General features: G+C 33.1%; 28 protein-coding genes. 11 read left to right on the plus strand and 17 right to left on the minus strand.

Annotated elements, in window-relative coordinates; translation table 11 throughout:
• Positions 1-11 precede the first annotated feature (11 nt).
• The 5 genes from ACO05S_RS09465 (at position 12) to ACO05S_RS09485 (ending at position 4069) form a co-directional block, all read left to right on the plus strand.
• Entirely contained in the window at positions 12-335 is a 324-nt protein-coding gene (locus tag ACO05S_RS09465) for a PadR family transcriptional regulator (protein WP_421917772.1), read from the plus strand.
• 20 nt (positions 336-355) lie between these two features.
• A complete protein-coding gene (locus ACO05S_RS09470) occupies positions 356-1933 on the plus strand; it encodes a PspC domain-containing protein (RefSeq protein WP_421917773.1) in 1578 nt (525 codons plus the stop codon).
• Between the two features lie 93 nt (positions 1934-2026).
• Positions 2027-2524, plus strand: a complete 498-nt coding sequence (locus ACO05S_RS09475; RefSeq protein ID WP_421917774.1) for a DUF4252 domain-containing protein — start codon at positions 2027-2029, stop codon at positions 2522-2524.
• A gap of 11 nt (positions 2525-2535) precedes the next feature.
• Positions 2536-2733: a PspC domain-containing protein gene (locus ACO05S_RS09480; RefSeq protein ID WP_421917775.1), complete on the plus strand. Its 198-nt coding sequence runs from the start codon at positions 2536-2538 to the stop codon at positions 2731-2733.
• Between the two features lie 208 nt (positions 2734-2941).
• Positions 2942-4069, plus strand: coding sequence for a hypothetical protein (locus tag ACO05S_RS09485; RefSeq protein ID WP_421917776.1), 1128 nt, complete (start codon positions 2942-2944; stop codon positions 4067-4069).
• A gap of 3 nt (positions 4070-4072) precedes the next feature.
• On the opposite strand, the gene ACO05S_RS09490 is transcribed toward ACO05S_RS09485, so the two are convergent.
• Positions 4073-4585: a DNA-3-methyladenine glycosylase gene (locus tag ACO05S_RS09490; protein WP_421917777.1), complete on the minus strand. Its 513-nt coding sequence runs from the start codon at positions 4583-4585 to the stop codon at positions 4073-4075.
• A 414-nt stretch (positions 4586-4999) separates the two neighbouring features.
• Here ACO05S_RS09490 and rplM point away from each other — a divergent pair, with 414 nt between their 5' ends.
• From rplM to frr, 6 genes are all read left to right on the plus strand, one after another.
• Entirely contained in the window at positions 5000-5455 is a 456-nt protein-coding gene (gene rplM, locus ACO05S_RS09495; protein ID WP_421917778.1) for a 50S ribosomal protein L13, read from the plus strand.
• A gap of 5 nt (positions 5456-5460) precedes the next feature.
• Positions 5461-5847 (plus strand): 30S ribosomal protein S9, encoded by a 387-nt coding sequence (rpsI, locus tag ACO05S_RS09500; protein ID WP_054715526.1) that lies wholly within the window; start codon positions 5461-5463, stop codon positions 5845-5847.
• A 102-nt stretch (positions 5848-5949) separates the two neighbouring features.
• Positions 5950-6762 (plus strand): 30S ribosomal protein S2, encoded by an 813-nt coding sequence (rpsB, locus tag ACO05S_RS09505; protein WP_421917779.1) that lies wholly within the window; start codon positions 5950-5952, stop codon positions 6760-6762.
• Positions 6763-6794: 32 nt separating this feature from the next.
• Positions 6795-7619, plus strand: coding sequence for a translation elongation factor Ts (tsf, locus tag ACO05S_RS09510; protein WP_421917780.1), 825 nt, complete (start codon positions 6795-6797; stop codon positions 7617-7619).
• A 271-nt stretch (positions 7620-7890) separates the two neighbouring features.
• On the plus strand, positions 7891-8601 hold the full coding sequence (gene pyrH, locus ACO05S_RS09515; protein ID WP_421917781.1) for a UMP kinase: 711 nt from the start codon (positions 7891-7893) through the stop codon (positions 8599-8601).
• Positions 8602-8780: 179 nt separating this feature from the next.
• Entirely contained in the window at positions 8781-9344 is a 564-nt protein-coding gene (frr, locus tag ACO05S_RS09520) for a ribosome recycling factor (RefSeq protein ID WP_421917782.1), read from the plus strand.
• A gap of 178 nt (positions 9345-9522) precedes the next feature.
• On the opposite strand, the gene ACO05S_RS09525 is transcribed toward frr, so the two are convergent.
• The 16 genes from ACO05S_RS09525 to ACO05S_RS09600 form a co-directional block, all read right to left on the minus strand.
• Positions 9523-12657 carry an efflux RND transporter permease subunit gene (locus tag ACO05S_RS09525; protein WP_421917783.1) on the minus strand — a complete coding sequence of 1045 codons (3135 nt, stop codon included), beginning with the start codon at positions 12655-12657 and terminating at the stop codon, positions 9523-9525.
• A 128-nt stretch (positions 12658-12785) separates the two neighbouring features.
• Positions 12786-14270 (minus strand): TolC family protein, encoded by a 1485-nt coding sequence (locus ACO05S_RS09530; RefSeq protein ID WP_421917784.1) that lies wholly within the window; start codon positions 14268-14270, stop codon positions 12786-12788.
• 121 nt (positions 14271-14391) lie between these two features.
• Positions 14392-17463: an efflux RND transporter permease subunit gene (locus ACO05S_RS09535; protein ID WP_421917785.1), complete on the minus strand. Its 3072-nt coding sequence runs from the start codon at positions 17461-17463 to the stop codon at positions 14392-14394.
• A gap of 69 nt (positions 17464-17532) precedes the next feature.
• Positions 17533-18594: an efflux RND transporter periplasmic adaptor subunit gene (locus ACO05S_RS09540; protein WP_421917786.1), complete on the minus strand. Its 1062-nt coding sequence runs from the start codon at positions 18592-18594 to the stop codon at positions 17533-17535.
• Positions 18595-18729: 135 nt separating this feature from the next.
• A complete protein-coding gene (gene lepB, locus ACO05S_RS09545; RefSeq protein WP_421917787.1) occupies positions 18730-19653 on the minus strand; it encodes a signal peptidase I in 924 nt (307 codons plus the stop codon).
• Positions 19650-19820 (minus strand): hypothetical protein, encoded by a 171-nt coding sequence (locus tag ACO05S_RS09550; protein ID WP_421917788.1) that lies wholly within the window; start codon positions 19818-19820, stop codon positions 19650-19652. Before ACO05S_RS09550 ends, lepB begins: the two co-directional genes overlap by 4 nt.
• Positions 19821-19866: 46 nt before the next feature.
• A complete protein-coding gene (locus ACO05S_RS09555; protein WP_421917789.1) occupies positions 19867-20205 on the minus strand; it encodes a hypothetical protein in 339 nt (112 codons plus the stop codon).
• An 87-nt stretch (positions 20206-20292) separates the two neighbouring features.
• Entirely contained in the window at positions 20293-20511 is a 219-nt protein-coding gene (locus ACO05S_RS09560) for a hypothetical protein (protein ID WP_421921283.1), read from the minus strand.
• Positions 20512-20521: 10 nt separating this feature from the next.
• Positions 20522-20695, minus strand: coding sequence for a hypothetical protein (locus tag ACO05S_RS09565; protein WP_421917790.1), 174 nt, complete (start codon positions 20693-20695; stop codon positions 20522-20524).
• Between the two features lie 101 nt (positions 20696-20796).
• Positions 20797-21948, minus strand: a complete 1152-nt coding sequence (locus tag ACO05S_RS09570; protein ID WP_421917791.1) for a DUF4221 family protein — start codon at positions 21946-21948, stop codon at positions 20797-20799.
• A 106-nt stretch (positions 21949-22054) separates the two neighbouring features.
• Complete coding sequence (locus tag ACO05S_RS09575) at positions 22055-22261, minus strand: hypothetical protein (protein WP_421917792.1); 207 nt, start codon at positions 22259-22261, stop codon at positions 22055-22057.
• 219 nt (positions 22262-22480) lie between these two features.
• Positions 22481-23761, minus strand: coding sequence for a carboxypeptidase-like regulatory domain-containing protein (locus ACO05S_RS09580; protein ID WP_421917793.1), 1281 nt, complete (start codon positions 23759-23761; stop codon positions 22481-22483).
• Complete coding sequence (locus ACO05S_RS09585; RefSeq protein ID WP_421917794.1) at positions 23758-24141, minus strand: DUF1573 domain-containing protein; 384 nt, start codon at positions 24139-24141, stop codon at positions 23758-23760. The genes ACO05S_RS09580 and ACO05S_RS09585 overlap by 4 nt, the downstream gene beginning before the upstream one ends.
• Complete coding sequence (locus ACO05S_RS09590; protein ID WP_421917795.1) at positions 24141-25328, minus strand: hypothetical protein; 1188 nt, start codon at positions 25326-25328, stop codon at positions 24141-24143. The genes ACO05S_RS09585 and ACO05S_RS09590 overlap by 1 nt, the downstream gene beginning before the upstream one ends.
• A 247-nt stretch (positions 25329-25575) precedes the next feature.
• Positions 25576-25842: a hypothetical protein gene (locus tag ACO05S_RS09595; protein WP_421917796.1), complete on the minus strand. Its 267-nt coding sequence runs from the start codon at positions 25840-25842 to the stop codon at positions 25576-25578.
• Between the two features lie 5 nt (positions 25843-25847).
• Complete coding sequence (locus ACO05S_RS09600; RefSeq protein ID WP_421917797.1) at positions 25848-25991, minus strand: hypothetical protein; 144 nt, start codon at positions 25989-25991, stop codon at positions 25848-25850.
• Positions 25992-26485: the final 494 nt, after the last annotated feature.

Raw genomic sequence — 26485 nt, forward strand, 5'->3', positions numbered from 1 at the left:
ATATTCCAAGTATGAAAATAGAAAACACAAAAGCCCAAATGCGAAAAGGAGTGCTGGAATATTGTATTCTTTCCATTCTCTCTAAAAGTGATGCTTATGCATCAGATATCATTAAGGAACTTAAAGAGGCCAAAATGATAGTTGTGGAAGGGACACTTTATCCCTTACTAACCAGACTTAAGAATGCAGGTTTATTAACCTACAGATGGGAAGAATCGACACAAGGACCTCCAAGAAAGTATTATACAAGTACCGATGTAGGAAACGATTTTTTGAAAGAACTTGATGGTTCGTGGCAAGAATTGGTTGATGCCGTTAATACAATTAAAAAGTAAGTCCAAAAACTGTTAACACTATGAAAAAGACATTAACAATTAATATAAGCGGAAGTATATTTCACATTGATGAAGATGCTTTTGAAAAATTACAAGATTACCTGCGAACGATCAATAGTCACTTCGGCTCAGGCGAGGAAGGAAAAGAAATTATTTCTGATATTGAATCCAGAATCGCGGAGATTTTCCAGGAAAAACTTAGTAGCAAAGATCAGGTTGTAAATGTAGAAATGGTTGAAGAAGTGATCACCATTATGGGTAAACCTGAAGAAATTTTTGAGACCGATGTAGAAAGTGCCGAGGATACCCAAACTCAATCTCAAACCACGACTAATGGAAAGAAAAAGCGCAGATTGTATCGCGATCCTGATCATAGAGTTTTTGGTGGAGTTTCGAGTGGACTTGCTGCTTATTTTGGAATTGATGTAGTAGTCTTTCGACTTCTCTTTGTGCTATTCACAATCTTAGGACATGGATTTCCTATACTTCTATACATCATATTTTGGATTGTTGTTCCTAAAGCCATTTCTACTAGTCAAAAATTGGAAATGAAAGGTAAAAAGGTCAACATATCCAATATCGAGGAATCGATAAAAGATGAATACAAGGAGGTAAAGGAGAACTTTGATAAAATGAGGGAGAAAAATGGGCCTCAGGTAAAAGATGGATTTGACAGATCGATTGATTTTCTTGGATCTGCACTTCGCCTGGTTCTTAAGGTGATTATAATCTTGCTAGGAATTGGATTTATTTTTGCCGGCTTTGTTTCTCTTATCAGCTTTATAGGCTCCATGATTTTTGCACATAGTTTCTTTGGACCATTTGCCGACTTCCATTTCCCTGGAGCAATGTTTCCTAAACTGTTTCTAGATGGAACTAGCATCACACTCTTCACCATTGGTATTGTTGTAGTCATTGCAATTCCTTTAATGTTATTAATTTTCGCAGGAATTAAACTACTATTCAACTTTAAAACCAATAATAAGATAATCGGTTTTACAGCATTGGCAGTATGGCTAACAGGAATCATTCTATTAATCAGCTTAAGTTTCTCCCAAATTAAAGGGTATATGCACAGCAGCACCCGATATTCAGAAACACAGTCCATTGAACAGTTAAGTAGCGATACTCTTTATTTACAATGCACCAATAACATTGGGAGTGATTGGTACGAAGGACATATCGACTTAGACAATGTTAAAGTATACATTAACGATGATGAAGAAATAGTTGTTGGCGAACCAACTCTAGATATCGAAAGAAGTTATTCAGATGAATTTGCAGTAAAACTTAAGAAAAAAGCTCGTGGCCGAACACTTGATAATGCGGTTGAGAACGCTGAAAATATAGAGTACAAATGGACACAAAATGATTCAGTTTTAGTATTTGATGAATACTTCACCTTAGGAGAAGATGTTAAGTGGCGTAATCAAAGACTACACATCACAGTGAAAGTACCAGAAGGAAAAATTGTTTACCTTGATGATTCTATGGGAAAAATCATTCATGACATAGATAATGTTAATAACACCTGGGACTTTGACATGTTGGACCAGATGTGGATAATGAAAAAAGAAGGCTTAAGCCTCGTTAAATAATAAATAGTTGTTCTATCCATGTTTTGCACCGATACCTTTTTCATCACACACAATTAAATCGGTGCAAACATGGCTAATTTTAAAACAAAAATTATGAGAAAATTACTAGTAATATTAGTAGCGTTTGCTTTGCCTTTACTTTCACAGGCACAAACAAAAGGAGAAAAATTGCACGCCAAATATTCAAACATTGATGGCTTTAACAGTTTTAGTTTTGCAGGATCATTTCTGAAGAATCTAGATTTTGATGTTGATGAAGATGAACTGGAAAAAAACGTAACAGGCGATTGCAAAAATATTAAATTCTTAAGCTTTAAGCACGAAACGGGAAATGAATCCAAATTTAAAAAGATTGTAGTTTCGCAACTTTCGAAAGGTAATTCATACAAAGAAGTATTAACTGAAGAACGAGACAAGGATTGCGATGACGTTCATTTCTTTGCCAAAGGAAAAGGAAAAAAGTTTAGCGAATTTCACATTCTACATTACAATGAAAACAGAACCTCTTTGATTTCATTTTTCGGAGATTTTCATGTTGATGAATTAGAAACTTTGTCGCATTACAGCATCGACAAAGATGAAGAAGATTAAAAATAAAGGTTATGAAAAAATTATTCAGATCAAGAGATAAAAAAATTGCAGGTGTTTGCGGTGGCATATCACAATATATTAATCCCGAATTAGATCCGGTTATTATAAGAGCAGGATATTTAATCCTAACATTATTTAATCCGCTAATGCTATTGGTTTACTTCATATTGGCGATGGTATTGCCTGATGCAAACTGCGAGACGATTTAAAATTTGAATGCGATCTTTACCCCAATTTGGTGAAGAAGGGCTTCGTCTTTTTCACCTGCTTTACCAAAAGTATTCAAAACGTAAGGCCTCTTCCAATTTTGGAAGAGGTCTTTTTTTTGTAATTCAACATTTATATTTTTAAGATCTTTTTAAGTTAGAAAAGTAATGCTTTAAATTACCTTTGCAGCGAATAAACTAAACCAAGCAGATGAAAAAAATAACTATCCTGATATTGCTTCTTACAATTCTTGTAAATATTTCTTTTGGCCAGGCAATAAATCCATATTTCCACTTTAAAGATTTTAATAAAGCAGATAGTAGTAAATTATTTCTTCGATTTGAAAACCTGAACTTTGTTAAAAACAATGAATACAATGGTGAGTTTTCAAAGGGTGCAACCTGGGTAGGCTATTTGGCCACACCAAAATTAGTTTACTATCCAAGTTCTAATTTTAGAATTGAAGCAGGTGTTCGATTGCAAAAATATTCCGGAAGAGTAAATTTTACTGAAACGGAACCAGTATTCTCAGCCATATATAAACCATCCAATAAAATTGAGTTTATTATGGGAAGTTTAAACCAGAATAATAATCATGATCTATCTGAACCAATGTTTGAGCCTGAAAGATATTTCATGGAAACTGCCGAGAATGGATTTCAGCTTTTATACAATACCCAAAAATTGGATTTCCAAACATGGATTAACTGGGAACAATTCATACTCGAAAATGATCCTTTTCAAGAAAGATTTACCTTCGGTATATCTGGAAAATGGAAACTAAACCATTCCAAAGAATCCAATTTATTCGTTCCCTTAGAAGTAATTATTACCCATCGTGGTGGAGAAATAGATAGTTCTGATGGATCGGTTCAAACTGTAGCTAATTATGGTTCGGGGCTTGCATTCAAAAAGCAAATCGAGAACTCCACAATTAAATCATGGTATGTAAAAGCAATGGCTTACTATTTTTCGGATAATTCATCCGAAAAAGAATTCATATTCGACAAAGGACATGCTTTATACCCACAAGTTGGATTTACAACAAAAAACGCTCAATTAAATCTTGGATATTGGAATGCATATCATTTTGCATCATCACGTGGATCGAAGTTATTTCAAACCATAGCAATTGATACACCAGGTTATTTTGAAGACAGGAGAGAATTGGCAACACTAAATTATTATCATGAGCATAAAATTGCCAGTGGAATTCACTTTGGAGGCAAGTTAGATGTGTATTATGATCTAAAAAATTCGAAAGAGAATTGGGCTGCGGCTATTTATCTTAGAATTAACGGCGATTTCTTTTTAAAGAAAGTGAAATGGAACAAATAAAACTCATTCCAGAACATACCTGAAAAGTTTATTTTTCCATATTTCTCCAGCATAATCAATATTGATACGAGGATGAAGTGTAAAGCTTGCTTGATAAGAATCATCCTCTATCCATATTCGATGCGATTTGCTTAAATCTTCTCCGTAAAAGCTTTTATCTAATTGTAAGGATCTACCTACTCTGCCAGGACCATCAATATTTTCTACTCCACGAATTAAAATTGCCTGTGGCTGATCCTTTGATCCTGTTACAATATTTAACAACCAGTACATACCATAAATCAAATAAACATATACCAAACCTCCTTCAGCATACATTACTTCGGTTCGTTCAGTTCGCCCTTTGGCAGCATGGCAAGCAAGATCCTCTTCACCAATATACATTTCAATATCAGTGATTCTGTATTTTTTGATTTTTTCGTCGTCAAATTTTCGAACCAGCAACTTCCCCACAAGATCCTTTGCTACTAAACTTATTTCTCTTTGGAAAAAATCCTCTTTTAACTTCTTTCCCATTAATTTAAATTCTAATTCATAGACTTCCAAATTAAAAAAAACATGCTTAACAATTGCCTAGAAAGCTTTGTGAAATGATTTTGTTACAAAAAAAGATAAATATTTAAAGATCAAGCAAAATATATTTCATACTTTTGCAGTGAAATTGTGACAATGGGCTTTCTTGAGAACGAATCCCTCCCCAACATGTTGATTTGACTACCCTTAGCAAGTACCAAATTCAATACTGGGTGATATATCAATTTTGATTTTTTTGATTCACTTAATCACTCCACATTATCCCGATTATCCACAACTGATTAAGTATCCATCAATTAATCAAGAAAAAAATTGGTGTATTTGGGAGATTCTTGTACTTTTGCAAGCCAAATTGGAATAATTGTATTAAAGTATTAATTGTTAAAAGTTTTAGAAGTGGATACATTAAGTTACAAAACTGTTTCTGCTAACGAAGCAACTGCTAATAAAGAGTGGGTTGTTATCGACGCAGAAAATGAAGTGTTGGGTAGACTTGCTTCAAAAGTAGCTAAACTACTTAGAGGTAAATACAAGCCTAACTACACTCCTCATGTTGATTGTGGAGACAACGTGGTTATTATTAATGCTGAAAAGGTTCGTTTGACTGGTAACAAAATGACTGACCGTCAGTTTTTCTCTTACACCGGACACCCAGGTGGACAAAGAATTAAATCTCCTGCTGATCTTATGGAAAAGCACCCAGAGAGATTAATTGAAAAAGCTGTTAAAGGTATGCTTCCAAAAAACCGTTTAGGAAGAAAGCTTTACACTAACCTTTACGTTTATGTAGGTAGTGAACACAAGCACGAAGCACAACAGCCAAAGAAATTAGATTTAAACAAAATTAAATAAGAGGTATGGAAGTAATTAATGCTATCGGACGTAGAAAGGCAGCAGTTGCTCGTGTATACGTTAGCGAAGGTAAGGGTCAGATTACCATCAATAAAAAAGAGCTTAAAGAGTACTTTACTACCGGAACTCTACAATACATCGTTACTCAGCCATTAAATCTTCTTGAGGTTGCTGATAAGTACGACATCAAAGTTAACCTTGATGGTGGTGGTGTAAAAGGTCAAGCAGAAGCACTTCGTTTGGCTATCGCTAGAGCTCTGGTAAAAATTGATGCAGAATCAAAATCTGCTCTTAGAACTGCAGGTTTCATGACACGTGACCCTCGTGAGGTTGAGCGTAAGAAGCCAGGTCAGCCTAAAGCACGTAAAAGATTTCAATTTAGTAAACGTTAATGTTTTTGTGGCAGGTTTAGTATCTAAATTGTTAAGACTTCGTTTTTCGAACTACTTGACAATTGCCATAAAATGAATGTAAACGATTAAAAAAACAAAAAAATGTCAAATACTACATTTGAAGAATTGTTAGAAGCCGGATGTCACTTCGGTCACTTAACAAGAAAATGGAATCCTAAAATGGCTCCCTACATTTTCATGGAGCGTAACGGAATTCACATTATAGACCTACACAAAACAGCAGTTAAAGTTGACGATGCAGCAGCAGCGTTAAGTCAAATTGCTAAATCAGGAAGAAAAATACTTTTTGTTGCTACAAAAAAGCAAGCCAAAGCTATCGTTTCAGAAAAAGTAAGTGCTGTAAACATGCCATATGTAACTGAGCGTTGGCCAGGTGGTATGCTAACTAACTTCCCTACCATCAGAAAGGCAGTGAAGAAAATGACTTCGATTGATAAAATGGAAGCTGACGGAACTTTTAACCACCTTTCTAAAAGAGAAAGACTACAAATCTCTCGTCAGAGAGCTAAGCTTGAAAAGAACTTGGGTTCTATTGCTGATCTGACCAGATTACCAGCAGCTTTGTTTGTAGTTGATGTAATGAAAGAATACATTGCAGTTAAAGAAGCTAATCGTTTGGGTATCCCTGTATTTGCTATGGTAGATACAAACTCAAGCCCGGAAGGTGTTGATTTCGTAATTCCAGCGAATGACGATGCTTCTAACTCAATTTCTATTATCCTTGATAAAGTTACAGGAGCAATTAAAGACGGTTTGGCTGAAAGAAAAGTAGAGAGAGAAAAAGAATCTGCTGATAAAAAAACAGCTAAAGTGAAAAAGGCAGCAGCCAAAGAAGAAGCTCCAGCTGCACCAGAAGCTCCAGCTACTGAAGCAGAACAGAATGATAAGGAGTAATTATTTATTCATATAAAAAAATTCTAAATATCATGTCTATTAAAGCAGCAGACGTAGCCAAATTGCGTAAAGCAACTGGCGCAGGAATGATGGATTGTAAAAAAGCTCTTACTGAAGCAGAAGGAGATTTTGATGCAGCAGTAGAAATCATTCGTAAAAAAGGGATGGCAATTGCTAACAAACGTGCCGACAGGGAAGCAACTGAAGGTGTTGTTCTAGCAAAAGTTTCAGAAGACAAGAAAACAGGTGCATTAATTACTTTGAACTGTGAAACTGATTTCGTAGCAAAGAATGAAAACTTTGTAGCATTCGCTACACAGATCCTTGATCTTGCTTTAGCAAACAAGCCAGCTGATTTGGAAGCTTTGAAAGCTCTGGAAATGGATGGAAGAACAGTTGAAGCGCATGTTACTGAGCAGACTGGTGTAATCGGCGAAAAAATCGATTTAAGTAATTATGAAACAATCGAAGCTGAATCAGCAGTTGCATATATCCACGCAGGTAACAAATTGGCGACTTTAATTGGATTCAACAAGGAAGTTGAAGAACAAATGGGTAAAGACGTTGCTATGCAAGCAGCAGCTATGGCTCCTATTGCTATTAACGAAGATGCAGTTCCAGCTGATGTGGTAGCAAAAGAGTTGGAGATTGGTAAAGAAAAAGCTCGTCTTGAAGGTAAACCAGAACAAATTCTTGACAAAATTGCTCAAGGTCGTTTAGGTAAATTCTTCAAAGAGGTTACTTTATTGAACCAAGACTTTGTAAAAGATGGTAAAAAATCAGTTAAGCAGTATCTTACTGAAGCTGACAAAGACCTTACGGTTACTGCAATGAAGCGCTTTACTTTGAATGCTTAATACAATTATTATTACATATGAAAAGAGTTCCGAATGGGACTCTTTTTTTTTGTCAAATCGAGAAAATCTAATTCCTGTTTTATTATGACATGAGTCTTAACTTGTTACAGGAATATTTTCATATTAAAAATCAGAGGGATAAATTCTAAACAGTTTCTTATTTTTTAGTTAATTTTGGTTGGCTTAAATTTAATTGCCTTAAGTTAATTGCTAAAAATATAAATAACCAAAGCTTGAGCCTGATGGCTTGAAGCTTACAGCTGAACAAAACATGGCTAAATACAAAAGAGTACTTTTAAAGTTGAGTGGTGAATCATTAATGGGAGAACAACATTATGGTATTGATTCGCAACGTTTAAACGATTATGCAGAGCAGATTAAAGAAATCACCAAACTTGGCGTTCAAGTGGGAATTGTTATTGGCGGTGGAAATATTTTCCGTGGTTTAAGCGGAGCAGCAAAAGGTTTTGATCGTGTTAAAGGAGACCAAATGGGTATGATGGCGACCGTTATTAATAGCTTAGCCCTAAACTCTGCATTGGATGCAATTGGATGTAAATCAAGAGTGCTTACAGCCATTAGGATGGAGCCTATTGGCGAGTTTTACTCAAAGCAAAAAGCCATTGATTACCTAAACGATGGCTATGTTGCGATTTTCTCGGCAGGAACAGGAAATCCATACTTTACAACCGATACAGGTTCATCGCTACGGGGTATTGAAATCGAAGCGGATGCTATGCTAAAAGGAACTCGGGTTGATGGCATTTATACAGCAGATCCTGAAAAAGATCCATCAGCCACAAAATTTCAAAATATTACTTTCGATGAGATTTACAATCGCAACCTTCGCATAATGGATCTGACCGCAACAACCATGTGCAAAGAAAATAATTTGAACATTGTTGTATTTGACATGGATACAAAAGGAAATTTAAAGAAAGTAATTGAAGGAGAAAAAATCGGTACTGTAGTTCACAATTAAGCTGTTAGCCGCAGGCTATTGGTTGTTAGCAAATAAAAATAGTATCTTTAAAAGAAGTTAAACTGACTTTAGCTTTATTTATTGTTTGCTAATAGCGAAATACTAAAAGCCAATAGCTAAAAATTTATATTTTTGTAAACACATACATTGATCAATATTAACAATAAAATCTTTCTCCTATGACCGAAGAAGTTCAAATGTATCTGGATGATGCAAAGGAAAAGATGGAATCTGCAGTAGACCATCTTGAAAAAGAATTACTTAAAATTCGTGCAGGAAAAGCTAGTCCTAGCATGTTAAATGGTGTTATGGTTGACTATTATGGAAGCATGACTCCTTTAGCTCAAGTTGCTAATGTGAGTGTTCCTGATCCTAGAACAATTGCTGTTCAACCTTGGGAAAAAAGCATGATTTCTCCTATCGAAAAAGCAATTCTAAATGCAAATTTAGGTTTCAACCCTGATAACAATGGTGAAATTATCCGGATTAATATTCCTGCTTTAACTGAGGAACGTCGTGGTGACTTGGTAAAACAATCGAAAGCAGAGTGTGAAAATGCTAAAGTTAGTATTCGTAACGCTCGCCGCGATACCAATGTTGAGCTGAAAAAATTGATAAAAGAAGGATTATCAGAAGATCTTGAGAAAGATGCTGAAGCAGAAGTGCAAAATATGACCGATAACTTCGGTAAAAAAATTGATGCTATGCTTGCCGATAAAGAGAAAGATATAATGACTATATAATAGAGAAAAGCTGCCATTTGGCAGCTTTTTTTATGCTTTTAAGTGCCTCTACCTTATCCATATACATTGAATTTTCCTCTTGAAAAATCACTCTTCTAATAACCATCTTCCTTAAAGTTTGAACTCACAATAAAAAATGAAGCATAAGCCAATGTATTAATAAAATATCTTATTGCATTTATTTTGAATTCATATCTTTTAGTGGCATCAGCAATGGTAAATAAAAAATAATACCTAATAGTGAAAACAATAACCCTCCTATTGTTCCCGCTGCTAATGAAAACCAAAACACCTCATTCTTTCCAGCAATTAAAAAGGGAACTAAACCTAAAATGGTAGATATAATGGTAAGTAGTATTGGAACAATCTTGCGCTGATATGCTTTTATATAAGTTTTCTTGTTAGATCCACTCATTTGTTGCCTTATATTATTCCAGTCATTCACAATATAAAGTGCGGCATTAACTGAAATCCCACATAACAAAACAAAGGCCGCATATCCTCCCTGATCAAAGTTCAAATCAAAAAGGTAAAAAGTTAGAAATACTCCTATAAATGAAATGGGAATCATGGCAATAATTGCCAATGGTTGCATGAATGATTCCAAAAGTATGGAACAGATAAAATAGATAATTAAAATTACCAATGCAATTAACCAATAGGAAGCTTTATCCTTGTCACCCCACCAGCCATAGTAGCCTTGTTTTTTGATACTGTAACCCAGAGGAAGTGTCTTTTCAGTTTCTTCAATATACTTTTTCATGACCCGGTTTCCCAACTTCCCCGGTCCTATAAAATCGTACTGAACCACCACTTGATATTCCTGATTCTTCTTATATATGTCGTTACCAACTCTTTCTTTATTGATATTAGCACAATCCGAAAGCTTTAACTTTTTCTCCCTAATCTGTAAAGGAACATTGTTCAAATGCCAAAGGTCAAAAGATTCTGCCTTATCGGAAACAAAAGCCAGTTGATTTTCCTGCCCCCCTATCATTATTCTCGCAGAAGAAGAAGCTCCTAGTACTTCTCTCAAATAGGAATAGACTTCTGAATAATTAATTCCATATAAGGCTAACAGCTCTTCGTTGGCACTAAAGTTAAATTCATATTTTAAACGGGTATTCCAACCAGAACTTCCAACCACCTCACATTCTTTCACACGAGGATTCTTTAAAACCTTCTCTCGTAAATCATTTGCCAAGGCATATAATTTCTCATAGTTATATCCGTAAAGCGTGATCCATGAATTGCGCATTCCATCTCCAATGGCATTCGAGAATCCTCGTCCAATTCCATAAACTCCCCAATCCATTCCTCCATAGTTAATGGCTTTCTCCGTGATCATATTCTTAAGTACATAAGGAAAAGAGGAATATTCTGCAGAATCGGTAAATGTAATATTGATACGTCCATTTCTAGAATTGTATATCTTACATTGATATTGCTGTATCTCCTTGAACTGCGACAAATAATTTTCCATGTACATCATGGCATCATTTAGCTGCAAGAGCGTGCTACCTTCAGGCATTTTTCCGACAATATTTAACTTTGTTTGCTCAGGTTCAGTATAAAAAGATTGCTCGAATACATTCTCCGCAAAAAGCCTTAAACTTCCACCCAAAACATATTCCATTGGTTGTTTTATATTTTCCTTGAACCAATAAGAACCAATTGTTTTCTTATATAGTTCAGAAAACTTTCCCTCTTCTTCCATTTCATCAGGTAAAAGGTGAATCGGCAGACCAAATCCCAAGATCATAAGAAGGATAAAGGCAAATTTCCAACGCTTAATAAACAGAATGACTTTCTCATAAAATTTTCCGATCCTGAAGATTATCTTTTTCCTTCTAAACGATCTCTTGTTATTCTTTTGTGCCAATGGAAATTTATCGAGTATTGCAGGCAGTAATAGAATTGCGACCACTAGTGATACTGATAAGTTTACAATCATTACCAAGGCAAAATCAATCAGCTTTAGTTTTTGCTCTTCGCTTAAAAAGAAAATTACACTTAATGATCCTATTGTGGTTAAAGTTGCTGCTAAAATAGCTATAAACACTCTTTTGTTTTGTTGATGTTTTATATGATCCAACATCACAATACTGTTATCAAGAATTATCCCAAGCGATATAGTAATTCCAGCCAATGCATACAGATGAATTTCCAGTTTCAGCAAATAATAAAATATCGCTGCAATACTCAAATTAACTACAAGACTTACAATAATGATACATAGATACCGCCATTGCCTGCTAATTATCAATACAAATAGTAACAATATGAACAAGGACAGACCTGTACGCCAGGCAATCTTCTCCAGCTCTTTTCTAATGTAATCGGTAGCATCATAAGTTTGTATTATAGAATAAGCGGATGGGAGATCCGCTTTAAACTTTTCCATTTGCGATTCCAAACGATTGGCAACATCAATTTGGTTAGCCGTTTTCTCTGCATATACAATCATGTTAATCGTATTCAAACCATTAATCCGAAAATAAGAATCGGGTTGCTTTTCTCTGTAAGTTAGTTTTGCAACATCAGAAAGATAAATGATTCGATCACCTACCTTAACCAAAGGTAATGCAGATGGATTGAGCTGATCATTATTACTACTTTTAATATGAATTTGAGTATAAGTCCCTTCTTGTTTGGATAAGACTACGCCACCAAGTTCTTTTTTCTTGAAGAAGTTATTGATGCCTTGAATTATTTGTTGTGAACTAATTCCCAACTGCATCAACTTACGACTATCATATTTCACTTCCCAAACAAAAGGAACTGAACCATACACCTCAATATTATTAATCCCTTCAACCAGACTAAGTTGAGGAACGATTTTTTCTTCTGCAAATTGCTGTATGAAATAGGGACTGGCACTAGCGTTTATAGTATACGATTTCAAAAACTGCCTGTCTTCATTTTCAGTTTTCATACTTAGGTATGGATAAGAAAGACCTTCGGGCAATTCAGGATATACTTGTCGAATCAGGGTAGCCATCTCAAAGCGTGCCATATCCAAATCCACATCTTTATCGAAAGCAACCTGAATATTTCCATAGCCGGCAGAAGATTTAGATCTGATCTCCTTAACGGCCTGCATTGAATTGAATACACCTTCCAACTTAGAGGTGACTTCTTTTTCAATTACTCTTGCACTGGCTTTGACCCAGGAATAATTTACTCCTATCTCTGGTAAGGAACGAGAAGGCGTGAACTTCACATTTAGCAAAGGCACAAAGCATACTCCAATTATTGTTAGTACAACAAAAAGGATAATAATAGAAAAAGACTGATTACTTTGTGGTTTCATCCGTTTAAATTTCAGTTTTTTTACTGGACGGATCTCGATTAATTTTAATCATTCTCATATATGTAGTTTGGGATGTTAAAACTCATGTTCGTTACATAAATATAGGCTGCAAGTGAGATGGTACGAGATTACATTTCTTTTAATTGTTTATCAAATAACTCTTCCAATTCGAGTTTGGCTCTAAAATCATAAAGCGTGTATAGTTGAATACCATAGTAATACAACCAATAATCCTTCAAATGGTATAAATAATCCTTTTGAGCGGAAGTTTGTTTTTTAAGGGCATCATCCAACTGAAGAACCGTTAGTTTTCCCTCTTTGAACAGTTTCAGATTCACTTTATATGATTTTTGAGCAACTTTAGCGGCTCGTTGGGCATTGTCAACCAAACTTTTTTGTAAGTTAAAATCGATCACTTTTTGACTTACCTCTTGCTTAAAATCCATTTCCCTTTGCTTCGCCTGCAAACGAATTACTTCATTATCGTTTAAGGCCATCTTATATTTCCCTTTTCTCTTTCCCCAATCCAGAATAGGAATATTAATACTAAGCTTCACTTTCTGCTGATCCAAGGGTTTTTCATAAGCACTTTTTAATGATTCTGCCTGTTGATTTAATCCATAACTTGCCGTTAATGTAGCTTGAAATCGACTCTCTTTTTTTGTTTTCTCAACATCCATATCCGCCTGCATTTGATTTTGCTTATTCTCTAGTAACAAAGGATTATTCTTTAAAGCCAAATCCATAGCAACACCAGCATCAATACTGAGATTGCTTATATTTTCAGGCCATACGAGTTCATTAACTTTCTCTTCGTCTATATCAAGAAATAAATTCAGATCGAAACAGGCTTGCTGCAAGAGCTTTTCACTTTTCACAAGATCAATATCAGCTTGTAACACATTTAACTCCAAATTCAACAACTCACTTTGCTTAATGGCTGCTATCTCATATCTTTTTTTCCCAATGTCATAAAGTAGGTTTGAGTTCTTTTTATTCGTTCTGGCAATTTGTTCATCTAAACTTGCCAATACCTGATTAAAGAATAGTTCAATGGCTTTTAGATTTATAGCCTGGGTATTTGAAATGTATTCCTTTTTGGCTTTTTCAAACTTCAGGGGAGCCAATTTGCTCATCCATTTTTGTTCGTTGTATGCGAAAATTGGTTGAATCAATCCAATTCTAACCGGCGTTGTTGTGTAACTCTTAGAATCACCATCTCCGTAATTTTCCAAACGGCCAAAATCAGAATCTACATAGATTGTTCCTCCTGTAAATGATAGATTTTGAGTAAGTGACATTCTTGCATATGAATATAAACTTTGTTGTTCTTTAAACTCATCAAGATTACTGACCGAATTGTAACGAGATACAAAAGAGCGATTGTAGTCGAAAGGTGTCATACCTAATAATAAGTTAGGTAGTCGATCTGCCAAATAGGATTTATACTCCCACTTTCTGGACTGAAACATGTTTCTTTGCAGAAAGGCATCAAGAGATTTGGTCTGTGCCAAATCCAAGACTTGTTCCAAACTCATTTTGTTCTGTTGTGCAAGTATATTCCTACACAACAAGATTACCATGGATATAGAAATGATCAATTTTACGTTCATCTGGTTATAATTTTCTTTAATTTATCAGATGGAACTCTCGATGAATTTTAATCATTCTTATTCAATATTATAGAAGGTTAAAATTCATGTTCGTTTCATATTAATAGCTTTCAGCTACAAGTCATATTTTCCTATTAACAGCTTGTAACTTAAAATCTGCATTTTTATTTCTATTTAAATAATAATAACAAAGCGGTACAAAATATAAACTTACCAGTGTTCCGATAAACATTCCACCAATTACAACAATTGCCAGTGGTTTTTGTAATTCAGCACCCAAGCCATCTAAAAATAAGAATGGCAAAAGAGCCAATATGGTAGTTATGGAAGTCATTAAAATCGGCTTCAATCGTCTTTGTCCTCCTACCAGAATGGCTTTAATTAATCCAAAACCATTTTCTTTTCTTAATCTGTTAATGGTATCAATCTTTAATATGGAATCGTTAATAATAATTCCCGACATCACAATTAAACCGATTAATGACATCAAGTTTAGATCACCACCGAATATCCAAAGTATCAGCAATGCTCCACCAATATCAATAGGTACTTCGAGCAATACAATTAATGGCTGAGTAATGGATTCGAATTGAGAAGCCAAAATAAAATACAACAAGAGCAGTGAAATCACTAATATCAATCCCAGCTGTTCTACAAGTGCTCTATTGGAAAAAATGCTACCGGAAAAGCTCAAGTCCACATCCTTGTACTTGCCAAGTATTTGCCTTATTTTCTTCTTTACTGCAACAAGTTGATCATCTTTAATATTGAGTTCGTAAGGGACAAATTCTCCCTCTTTACCTGCCGTAATACTTTTTAGAGACTCATAAGGATGTTGCTTTACAAGTTGGTTTAAGTTGTACCAAACTCCTTCGCTGTTCACCACTCTATTCTTGTTAATCAATTCAAACAAAGTATTCTTATTATCGCCTAATACAAGTGGAATCTGATCCTGATTGTTTCGAATCACATCCAATTGGTTGTGATTAAATGCGGTTTGTAATTGTTTATAAAATGAATTGACATCAATTTTATACAGCATCAAGATTACCGGATCAAACTCCAGACTTACTTGTTCCTGAAAAGTTTGCGACGTGTTAAATTCATCCGGAAAAGTATCTTTAAAGTCTTGCTGCAAATCTTTTATCTGTAATAGTTGTTCTTTTTCATTTCCATTCCTAAAATTTATCCTGGCAAGCAAAGGAGATTCGTCATCAGCAAAAACCTGTTCAAACAGATTCTCCGGACTTGTAAAATAAAAGCTGGCTTCCCTGTAGTAATCATGCAAATGGTGCTTGAAAAGATTTTTAATAGGATCTATATCTACACTATTCTGTACTTTGATATAAACCAATGATTCGGAAGCAGAAAGTTCATGTCTGCGATTCAAAAGGTATTGCTGCTCACCTATTAAAGCTGAAGTTTGTGCCAGGCCTGGCTTTATTTGTCCAATCAGTTGCTCGGTTCTTCTTTTGTTTTCTTCTATGTTAATCCGATCATTCCAATCGATTCTTAGTATCATTTCGTGTTGGGTAAGTTCAGGCAATCTCTTTTTAGGCAATGAGATTAATAATGTGATGGCAGCTCCCAGTAAAAGCAAATACAGAAACCATGACAATTTCTGATTTCTAAATACTTTTCTAAGGCCTGATTCATACAAAACTGCATAATCAAGTTTACTCAAATTATTTACCCATTTATCTAACTTTCCTTGCTTTTCGTTTTTGTAGAATAATCGGTAATAAACAGGAAGCAGGCTAATGGATACCAAAAGCGACACAAACAAACCAATACTCACAGCCAAAGCCTGATCGTAAAACAAAGCTCCTGCAATGCCTGAGATAAAAATCAATGGCAGAAATACCGAACAGGTAGTCAGTACCGAACTTAGCAGGGGTCTTATTACTTCATTGGTTCCCTTTATACATGACTGCAAAAGGTTTTCACCTCTCAACCTAAACTGCGAAATGTTATCAATAACAATAATGGAATTGTCAATCATCATTCCAATTCCCAAAACCAAACCCGAAAGTGATATGATGTTTAAAGATAATCCTGCCAAGTGAAAAAACAGTAAGGAAATGATAAGTGATGCAGGTATTGACACACCAATTAACCAAGGTGCACGAAAATCTTTTAAAAAGAAAAACATGACCAGAAAAGCCAAACTTGCTCCCAGCAACAGACTTTGTTTAAGGTTGTCAATGGAATAGTCCAATAGTTTGGTTTGATCTTCGGATATTTCAAATTGGATATTTGGATATTCTTCATGAAAGTGATCAATTAAAGATTTCAATTCATCTTTCATATCCTGTATCCGGGCATCAGCCTGCTTAATGATAGATAAAGAAACTGCCTCTTTACCATTAATCATTGCCAGGCCTTTTTTGCTTTGTTCAACTAATTCAACTGTAGCCACATCTTTTAACTGCAATATCCTTCCATCAACATTAAAGTAAAGATTTTTGATATCGTTTACATTCTGAAAACTCTTTGAAAAATGAATGTTGAACTGGTAATGTCCATCTCGAATAATCAGATTTCCAAAGTCGATATTATTTTTACTTATCAGGTTTTCAATATCGTTATGGCTAATTTGGTGAGTCTTCATTTTCCCCAAATCGGGCTGAATAAAGATTTCAGGAAAAGTTCTGCCTGTAATATCAACCATGGCAACAGGTGAAAGTTGTTCTATGCGTTTGCGAATTACTGCATCGGCAAACTGACTCAACTCCATAAACTGTTGTGAACTTTGTTCTTTTTGTAAGCTTAAATTCAGTTTTAAAACCGGGATATCCGTTGCACTTGCCTTTATTACCTGTGGCCTGTCCATATCTTTAGGAAGCATTGACATGCATTTGTCAATCTTTTCGTTCACCTCAATATAGGCAAGGTTAATATCGCTTCCATAAGCCATTTTCATGTGAATGAAAGAACTTCCATCGCGAGTTACACTTTTGATATCTTCAAGCTGAGGAACCTGAAGCAATTGTCGCCTGATGGTTTTTACAACTGTATTTTCCAGCTGACGTGCCGAACGGTTTTCATGCGAAATTTGTACACTTATTTCAGGAATGGCAACATCAGGCAATAAGGATATTGGCAACAATCCAATCGCCACACAACCCAATAGCAAAATGGCTAAAAAGGTCATGCTTACGGCAATGGGGCGGGTTAGTAGGAATTTTATCATTTTTTTAAGTTGCAAGCTACAAGCTTCAAGTTGCAAGCTTCCTTGAAGATAGTTACTTGGATGTTGAGCTTATTGTACGAGTTGCACTTTTGATTCGTGGGCAAGGTTTAAACTTCCTTCTACAATTACTTTGTCTCCCTCGTTTAAACCTTCTAAAATTGTATAGGACTCACTGTTTTCATGCCCTGTTTTTACGTAATTCCACAATGCTTTTCCTTCCTTATAGGTAAAAACAACTTGTTTGTTTTGTCGCAGCAGAAGTGCCGATTTGGGAATAATCAATTGATGCTCCAGCTTCCTTTCTATCACCACTTTCACATTCATTCCTTCCATTAACTTGCCATTGGTATTCTGAATCAAGGCTTTTACACTTACCAAGCCATTTTCATCAATCACGGGATTAATCTGTGATAGCTTACCTTTATAAGTTTCTTGATCAAAGGCAAAAGGTAAAATACTTACTTCCTGGTTCACAAACAACTGATCAACTTCCGATTCCATTACAGTAAATTCCACTTCAAAACTTTTTGTATCAATTAAAGTGCAAAATGCTTTTCCAACCTCTACTTGCTGATAAACTTTAGCAGATAAATTAGAAATTACACCTGAAAAAGGTGCTATCAAGTGTGCAGATTCCAAATCGTGCTTTGTCTTTTTGAAATCAATCAAAGCATCATTTAGCCCTGACTTTAATTTGGCAATGTTTAATATTTTCCTTGGAATATTTGTGGTATCCTTTCCATCGTAGCCCTGACCAATTAAAATATTCTCCATTTCCAACTTGGCTTTGGCAACTGCCTGCTTGCTCTTTTCCAATTGATTGACAAGTTCAAAATCTTCCAGATTGGCAATAAGATCACCCTTTTCAACATAGGTTCCATTTTTTGCCAACAAAGTCTTTACTTTTCCTGATAGTTTAAAAGGCAAATCAGTTTTGTACAAAGCACACAGTTTTCCATTACTGATAATCTCCTGTTTAAAATTGCTACGCTCAAGTGGAATTGTTTTTACAGGATTACTTTCTACAATTGTGGATGCCCTGACAGTATTTTCTGAGGATTTACCTTGAGTGGAAGTGCAAGCACTAACAAAAAGACTAATTCCACTTAAAAGAATTAGGGTTTGTTTCATAGTTTATGAATTACATGTATTATTCTGCAACTATTTCAATTTATATCGAAATAAACCGAGATTAGTTATGATTTTACTTTTAAAATATTGATAATTAGTTTGTACTGAAAAATGCAAATTACTTCGTTAAAGCAACTAGAAAGTATAGAAAACTTTTCCTATTATTTTTTGAAATGGAATCAATCCAAAATTTCTTGAATCTACAGAATGAGATCTATTATCTCCCATCATAAAATAATAATCATTTTCAATAATAAACTTATCTGTTGCTTCTCCACTTATAAAAATATTTGAATCTTTTTTTACAATCTTTTTCTGCTCATACCTGTTGATAAACGCAGAATAAAATTTGTAATTTTCATTATTCAAACAAATGGTATCTCCTTTTTCTGGTATTTTAAAGTTAAATTGAAAAGTTTTAGATATGCTAATATCCTTATTGTGTGATAAATCCAGATACTGCAATAAATCAATCTGTTCTAATTTCTTTATCTTATCCCCACTTAATTTAACCTTATTAACACTTTTTCCATTTATATATTCACTCCATTGCAATACATTATTTTTAATAAAAAAATCATTTAATTTTTTATTATCCTTTCGAACTACAAAATCACAAATTATGGTATTTGAATAATCATACTTCTCTTCATTACAATACCATATGTTGTTCTCAACAGTTAATTTATCTCCGGGAATACCTACACACCTCTTAATTAAAAAAGAAGAATCTTGAATAGAATGAAAAACCAATACATCACCATTTATGGGTTTTGAACAAGCAAGTATTCTTTTGTAACTCCAACGATTTTTTGCCAATAATTCTTCAAATTTTCTTGAAATAAAAAGTAATGAATTTGTCCAAGGTATTTGATCTAAAGACTGTGGTAATACAGCACCATAACTTAGTTTTTCGACTAACGCATAACTTTTATCTTCAATATTAGGTTTCATTGAAGCTGTTGGTACCCAAAATACTTCTGCTACAAATACTCGCAACAATAATACTGTAGCATAAAGTATAATCAAACACAATAATCCTTTCAATAAAAATCTCATTCCGATCCAACTATTTCTTTTCCAAAAAGTTCCTTATTAATTGTACGAAGATAAAGCTCTTTTAATTTCTCGTTGTGCATTGGATTGCCAACGATAACAATTTTATTATTTATGGCTAAAAAAGTATGAAAAATATTTCTTTCCGGTAATTTACCTAATTTAATCATTGCAGAATTAGGATCTTTGATAAAAGGAAATGTAAGTCTCTTTTTGTTAAAAAAATTTTTCTAATTCGCTATAGCTATAAGCATTTACAAAAAAATTGAAATTTACTTCATTGGCCATTTCATTTTGCATTATAAAATCATTCCAAAGTTTTAAATCTTCTAAACATATGCCACAATTCCCATTAATACACGAATAAACCTGAATATTAAAATCTCTTGGTTTTTCAATATAATTCTCCGGGTAGAATAACTCCAAGGAATCAGGAATTATAACATTATTACCAACAAGTGCTTCAATAGCATTTTTAATATCCGTTTTTCTTTTATATCCATCACACGATACAAACAATAAAAAAGAAATTAGCAGAAGAAATATTTGCTTCATTTGTATATAATTTTCTTTAAATAATCTGCTCACATTCAGTTATTAATAATCATATCAATACGAAAAATAAAGTGCTTTAGATCTTATTCAATCATTGAGATCGTACTTTACCAATTGAATATCTTCTTCAAGAGCCAAACCATATATAGAATTATCACTTTTATCATACGAAAAACACACCAGAGGTTTATCTAACTTGTATTTTTTAAGAGGGATTCCATTCCAATCATAAACTAAAAGATAGTTACCAATAAATGTATTTTTAACATATTGCTCAATAGTTTTATCAGTATATAATGCAAATATTCTCTCGTCACTAACATCTTGTTACTACATGAGCACAAGCCCTATTTTCATCAGGTTTTACTTCTTTTGCTAGAACTTTCAAATTATCGGTTTCAATGGAATTTTCATTACTTACAAGGCTATGACTAAATAAAAAACCAAAACATACTACTCCCACTAATGATAAAAGAATCTTTTTCTTCATAATAAAAAAATTAGCAAAGTATTAGCTTTGCAGTGTTATATTATATTTTTGCACAGTACACTTGCCTTTCCTCATAAGTATTTGTATTGAATTACTACATTCTACTCTACTTTTACTTCAAAAAGTTCAAAACTCATCGATGATAAATCAAGATTAGGATTATTAGGATGATCTGGAGATAAATATAAACCATCCTTACCTACAAAACTCTTCTCCCAATCATATTTATTGTCTTTAAATACTTTATCTGCAATAATGTCTAATGAGCTATCTAAAATCATAATACCAAAAGAAGTCGGTTCTTTATTAATCAACATCAGATCACTATTTTTAGACACATTCTTCTTACCCAATTTATAAAAACGATAAAGATATTTTCTATAAGGATCCCATAGTAGCTTAGTATATTCAGTACTGATTATACGCTTATACAAATTCTCATTAAAATCATTCGTAAATCTATATTCGGTTAACGATTTAATATTTTTACTTCGACATTCAAATTCTACGAAGTTTTCAAAATCTTGTGTGTAGTAAATGTTATGAGTACTGGCAAAAGCAATTATATATCCATTATTAAATTGAGATGAAAAATTAAAATGCCTTTTTAATTTCAATTTTGAAGATTCATAAGGAATATGCATTCCTACCAGTTTATGTTCTTGAGTTTTGGAATTGTATTTTAGCGTTGTTTTGTACTCTTTAAATTCATTAAGATCTTTTGTTGTCCAGTTTCCCTCTAAATACATTGGTAAAAACAAATCATCGCCATCAATATATATATGAGTATTATTATTGTCAAGCGTTCTTGGATACTTTCTACCCTCGCTATAATCAATTTCATCTATTTTTTCTGCATTCGAGTTAATAATACCAAGCTTAAATTTAAAGAAAGGTGTAACAATAATAGAATCTGTATTTATAACTTTAAAACCTCCTATACGGTCAAATCCATGTGGACCTCTTTCTGCAATATTTATTTGTTTTAATAGCTTTTGTTTTTCAACATCATAAACTAACAATTGATTTTTTTTATTTAAAAAATAGAGCAATTCTTTATCTTCTTTATTATTGATACAGCTTAGCTTGTATACTCTCGAATCAACATCATTGGGAAATGAAAATTTCTTAATTATTTTCTTTGATTTTAAATCGAACCCAGGTTTATACTCGCATTTTTTTAATTTATCCTGACTACAGGAAAAACACAAAAGCAAGAATATGATGAAGTAAATAGGAATAAGTTTATTCATTGTTATTCTTAATTTATTTTAACACTAAAAAGTAAAAAAGATAATTAAATCGTGGAGAAGAATATTTTCAACTTAAATATTTATTCTTCTCCAAATCAATCAAGTTTTATGGTATATAACAAACAATTGATCCTGCAAATTCACAATCACTACCACTCCAAAATTTATAATTATCATCTTTTTTAGGAATTTCTGTTGCAAGTGCATCAATATTATCTGCCTTAAGAGTTCTATTGTTATTTACAAGGTTATAACTAAATAAAAAACCAAAACATACTGCTCCCACTAATGATAAAAGAATCTTTTTCTTCATAATAAAAAAATTTAGCAAAGTATTAACTTTGCAGTGTTACATTACATTTTTGCACAGTACACTTGCCTTTCCTCATAAAAGCATTTGTGCTGTGCTCTTTTTTTCTGCTATATCTGGCAGAACAGTTCCATTGGTATTGAGATGTCTTCCATATTAAGCACACTTCTTAAGTGCCTTAAACCTCTCTAAGTATTTTCTATTTACTTTTCTGTTTTCTAATTAAAATTCTTTCAACAACTTGGATAGATACTGTATCGCGATTTTTCCTTGTTGTATTTGATTATTATCATTCTCAAACCATTTATCACAATTATGCATGTATTGATATTCCAATGATTTATGACCTAAAGAAGGATCCTTCAAATCATTGACAATACTCTGTCTATCATCAAATAATGACTGAGTAGTACTCCAAGCTTTCGGACTATAGATTATGAAAGGATTAATTGAGTAGCTATTAAAACACCACACTTCCTTATCTATATCGAAATTAGTTGCCTTCTGAAATTTATTTGAAATGATGGTTTGCTCTTCCAATTTACCTTTCTTGATTTCACACTTAATGCTATTAAAAAATGGTTTTTCATCGAAATAATTAAAAGTATAATATTCTTTACCTGCAACATTTTTATATTTTAATACAGACCATATTTTTTCACTTTTCTGTTCTAAACTAATCAGTTGCAAGCTTTCTCGATGAAATAAAAACTTACCTTCACTTTTTCCTCTCTTAAAAGAAATTGAATAGTAATATTCCTGCTTTTTCTTATAGATGCTATCAATTTTAAAAGAATACTTTTTAGCATGTTTTGGATTTAGCACACCGTAATAATTAAGAATTTGAAAAGAACGTAAGCCATTACCTAAATTTGATTGCAAGCCAACATTATTACCTGTTTTTTTCATTACAGTATGCAATATCTTCTCTTTTCTATCTGCCAGACATGTATTCTCGGCAAAAAACTTATAATTAACCAATGGATTTTTAGTAACAACATCTCCAGAATAAATTGCATAACCTAAACTCTCCATATAAAAGCAATAACTTCTATCAATTTTAATGTATTGTGCTGCTTGACACTTTGAAAGGTGAGTATATTTTGGTCTATTCTTGTGATATAACTCAATCACACTCATAGCAATTTTTTTAGCATTAAGCTTTTGTTTCTCATCTATCACTTCAACAGTTAGGAGTTGACTTACAATAGGTTTTAATGATATAGACTGTTGCTTAAATATTTTTCCAAACTGTATAACTCTAGAATCATATCCTATATAAGAGATAATTACTGTATCATGTTTTTCTTTTCCTTCTATCTGCAAATGAAATATGCCCTTATCATCTGTGCTAGTTCCTATACTATACTTTGGCAAAAATACATTTGCATATGGCAAACTTTCATTACTATCTACATCAACAATTTTACATTCAATAGTATTTTGTGCTGACAATACCTTGACCATCAAAAGCATCGCAAAAAATAATGTAAATATCCTCATTTTTTACTTTTTATAATATTAACCTTCAGTATCAACTTATAAAATTTACATTCTGTGTTTGCTTTCATTATAGCAACTAACTTCTTGTTTCCTAAATCTTTTTTTGTGTCGAATTCCAGTTCAAGAACTCCCCAGTCATCAGGACATATAATAGAATCAGACAAACGATATCCCGTACAAATACAATCAGGATTAACATACTCAATCACCAAATCATTCTGGCCAATATTCTTAAAGCTATACTCCCCTTTAACAATTGTTCCTTGTTCAATACTATCAAGCTTTACTATCTTATTTTCAAATATGATATTCGTTTTTTTTTCACTGTCGTTGAAAATGAAAAACCAATTAATAACAACAACTATCAATAGTAGCCTCATTATATTCTTTTTAAAATTGATTTTGGTAATTCAAAACGATAAATCCTCATGCTTTCTTCCTCATCATTCAGAAGTACATTGGAATAAAAATAAGGTGGAATGCAACCTTTTACCCAATTAAATCCTTTGGGAACGTCAATATCACCAATTAAGCTGGTTCCTTTATAAATTTGTAATCCATCAACATTTGCTTCACCTCCTTTAGTATATGATCGAAACATTAAATCATATTCTTCAAAATATTCAATATGCGAATAATATCCCTTAGTCGATCGACTGGCAATTAATTCATCAGGATTGATTGCTTTTCGAATTGGTAATTTTACAGTCTGGAAAGTTGTATCCATATCAGAACCAGCATTACCAAACACATATTTCAAATTAAAATCTTTTGAATAATGATAAATCAAAGAGTCTATTTCGTATGAAATGGTAAAGCTATCATCTCTATCAATTTCAAAATCATAATACATATGATAAGGTAAAACATTAGGTAATCTTTTATAATATTCTGGAGAAATTCTTCCAAACACTCCATCATATTCACCTTTATCTAAATTATATTTCATTAAGATTCTACCATTCAAATAATAGTTCTCACCAGATGCTATTCCAAAATTTTTACACTCAGCATAAATAGGGATAAACATTTCATTTTTACTGTTTATTCTTGCGTACATATTTCCATAGTGAAAATTATATGGGTCCATATCTTCTGGTTTGCTATTATTTTGATTTCTTCCCTTCTTGTTATAGTTGCTCACAGTTGTACTAAGTCTACACCAATCAGAGTCATGAATGTGCATATCCATTCCAGATCCCAAAAACACGTATTTATCTTTAAATAGGGAAGCCATTTCAAGCCTTCCGGCACTCAATTCCATCGGACCTCTTCCCTGTCCTAATTGTGTGCTAATAAATTTACCATTTCTATCATATACGTAAGCAAAACAAAACCTTTCGTCAATAAAAATAAGATTAGAATCCTTAACCAACACTTTCCCTTCAAATGAGCAAAACTCATTTGATCCAAGCTTGATCTCTTCTAATTCTATTTTTTTTATTTGAATGTTTTTACTTCCTACATACTCTCCATCAAAATATTTATAAAAACTTTCTTTTCCATCTTTACATGATGTGACAAACAAAATGAATAAGGCAATTATACCGAACAAATTAGATCTCATTACTTGATATTTAAGAAGATGGCTGTAAACAACCATCTTCATTTTTATTAAATTTATCTGCTGCAATTCCTGTCATACTTCCAGCATTTATCTGTATGACCACAATCATCACCTTTACCATTTAAAAGATCTAGACTTTAGTGTAAAAACATCTAGACCTTTTTGAAAAAAGGTCTAGACTTTATTTTTTTACATCTAGACTTTTTTTAATAAAGTCTAGACTATTTTTAAAAATAACTTGATCTAATTATTCGCTTTCTACGGAACTTTCTTGCGGAGTGGCTATTTTCTCGAATTTTGCTCTAGCCAGGTCATCTTTAAATAATACTCCTGGGCGGAAACTTACTTTTACACCATCAATATGGTGGGCATTTAAGTCTTCTTCCTTTTCTACGCCTTCGCTCTTGGCAATTAAACCCATATTACCAAACTCACCCAGGTCAACTGTATAACCATCGAGTAAGGTTTTGGGAACAATCTGAAGAAAGCCTTCTATTACAGATATAATATCCATTTGATTTAAACTGGAGCGATCGGCAATTTTTCTTCTGCTATAAAACGAATGTTTCTTTTGCCTTTTGTGTTAATAGAGGCATAATACTTGGCTGGTGCTTGCGGATCTCTTGGGTTTTTACGTCCGACTGGTTTGAAATTAATACTCATTTCTTAAATGTTTTAGGGTTAATACTTGAACTGAGTTAGGATTGCTTTATTATTAACATTTTTTAAAACTATAAAAATAATTTTTTAACGAAAATTTTTTATTGTAACAATTTGTCAATGCGTTGTTTTAGTATATAATCACGTAATATGGGTTTTTAATCGCGTATTTATATCCATTTGCCATATTGGCCAATTAAAATGAAAAACTCCAATATTTAATATAGTTTTTACTTAATTGTGATCTTATTATCACATTAAACTCTTCTTATGTTATTTAACGTGAGTTCGAGGTAAAATTCGTTCACAGTTTGCGCTGATTTTGAGTAGAAATTTTCGAAGGAATATCGGGATATTTCAAGAAGATTTGAGGAAATTTATGCCGAAAGCAGGCAAACACATAATGGAAAGTTCTCTTTACGACATCTTCACATTAAAAATTCCTCAAAATAGCCCGCTATTCTTTCCAAATTTTTAATGCAAATCTATCCCAAATA

The organism is Marinifilum sp. (genome assembly GCF_965230805.1).
In the GTDB taxonomy this organism is placed as follows: Bacteria; Bacteroidota; Bacteroidia; order Bacteroidales; family Marinifilaceae; genus Marinifilum.

Bases quoted from the DNA above. Each gene is read 5' to 3' on its own strand.
- ACO05S_RS09550 (WP_421917788.1), bottom strand. From the start codon at position 19,820: ATGATTAAATTAGGTAAATTACCGGAAAGAAATATTTTTCATACTTTT.
- ACO05S_RS09480 (WP_421917775.1), top strand. From the start codon at position 2,536: ATGAAAAAATTATTCAGATCAAGAGATAAAAAAATTGCAGGTGTTTGC.
- ACO05S_RS09475 (WP_421917774.1), top strand. From the start codon at position 2,027: ATGAGAAAATTACTAGTAATATTAGTAGCGTTTGCTTTGCCTTTACTT.
- ACO05S_RS09595 (WP_421917796.1), bottom strand. From the start codon at position 25,842: ATGGATATTATATCTGTAATAGAAGGCTTTCTTCAGATTGTTCCCAAA.
- frr (WP_421917782.1), top strand. From the start codon at position 8,781: ATGACCGAAGAAGTTCAAATGTATCTGGATGATGCAAAGGAAAAGATG.
- ACO05S_RS09470 (WP_421917773.1), top strand. From the start codon at position 356: ATGAAAAAGACATTAACAATTAATATAAGCGGAAGTATATTTCACATT.
- ACO05S_RS09530 (WP_421917784.1), bottom strand. From the start codon at position 14,270: ATGAACGTAAAATTGATCATTTCTATATCCATGGTAATCTTGTTGTGT.
- pyrH (WP_421917781.1), top strand. From the start codon at position 7,891: ATGGCTAAATACAAAAGAGTACTTTTAAAGTTGAGTGGTGAATCATTA.
- ACO05S_RS09535 (WP_421917785.1), bottom strand. From the start codon at position 17,463: ATGATAAAATTCCTACTAACCCGCCCCATTGCCGTAAGCATGACCTTT.
- rpsI (WP_054715526.1), top strand. From the start codon at position 5,461: ATGGAAGTAATTAATGCTATCGGACGTAGAAAGGCAGCAGTTGCTCGT.
- ACO05S_RS09585 (WP_421917794.1), bottom strand. From the start codon at position 24,141: ATGAGGCTACTATTGATAGTTGTTGTTATTAATTGGTTTTTCATTTTC.
- ACO05S_RS09565 (WP_421917790.1), bottom strand. From the start codon at position 20,695: ATGAAGAAAAAGATTCTTTTATCATTAGTGGGAGTAGTATGTTTTGGT.
- ACO05S_RS09525 (WP_421917783.1), bottom strand. From the start codon at position 12,657: ATGAAACCACAAAGTAATCAGTCTTTTTCTATTATTATCCTTTTTGTT.
- rpsB (WP_421917779.1), top strand. From the start codon at position 5,950: ATGTCAAATACTACATTTGAAGAATTGTTAGAAGCCGGATGTCACTTC.
- ACO05S_RS09570 (WP_421917791.1), bottom strand. From the start codon at position 21,948: ATGAATAAACTTATTCCTATTTACTTCATCATATTCTTGCTTTTGTGT.
- ACO05S_RS09580 (WP_421917793.1), bottom strand. From the start codon at position 23,761: ATGAGGATATTTACATTATTTTTTGCGATGCTTTTGATGGTCAAGGTA.
- ACO05S_RS09590 (WP_421917795.1), bottom strand. From the start codon at position 25,328: ATGAGATCTAATTTGTTCGGTATAATTGCCTTATTCATTTTGTTTGTC.
- ACO05S_RS09465 (WP_421917772.1), top strand. From the start codon at position 12: ATGAAAATAGAAAACACAAAAGCCCAAATGCGAAAAGGAGTGCTGGAA.
- ACO05S_RS09555 (WP_421917789.1), bottom strand. From the start codon at position 20,205: ATGAAGCAAATATTTCTTCTGCTAATTTCTTTTTTATTGTTTGTATCG.
- ACO05S_RS09485 (WP_421917776.1), top strand. From the start codon at position 2,942: ATGAAAAAAATAACTATCCTGATATTGCTTCTTACAATTCTTGTAAAT.
- lepB (WP_421917787.1), bottom strand. From the start codon at position 19,653: ATGAGATTTTTATTGAAAGGATTATTGTGTTTGATTATACTTTATGCT.
- ACO05S_RS09490 (WP_421917777.1), bottom strand. From the start codon at position 4,585: ATGGGAAAGAAGTTAAAAGAGGATTTTTTCCAAAGAGAAATAAGTTTA.
- ACO05S_RS09600 (WP_421917797.1), bottom strand. From the start codon at position 25,991: ATGAGTATTAATTTCAAACCAGTCGGACGTAAAAACCCAAGAGATCCG.
- tsf (WP_421917780.1), top strand. From the start codon at position 6,795: ATGTCTATTAAAGCAGCAGACGTAGCCAAATTGCGTAAAGCAACTGGC.
- ACO05S_RS09575 (WP_421917792.1), bottom strand. From the start codon at position 22,261: ATGAAGAAAAAGATTCTTTTATCATTAGTGGGAGCAGTATGTTTTGGT.
- ACO05S_RS09540 (WP_421917786.1), bottom strand. From the start codon at position 18,594: ATGAAACAAACCCTAATTCTTTTAAGTGGAATTAGTCTTTTTGTTAGT.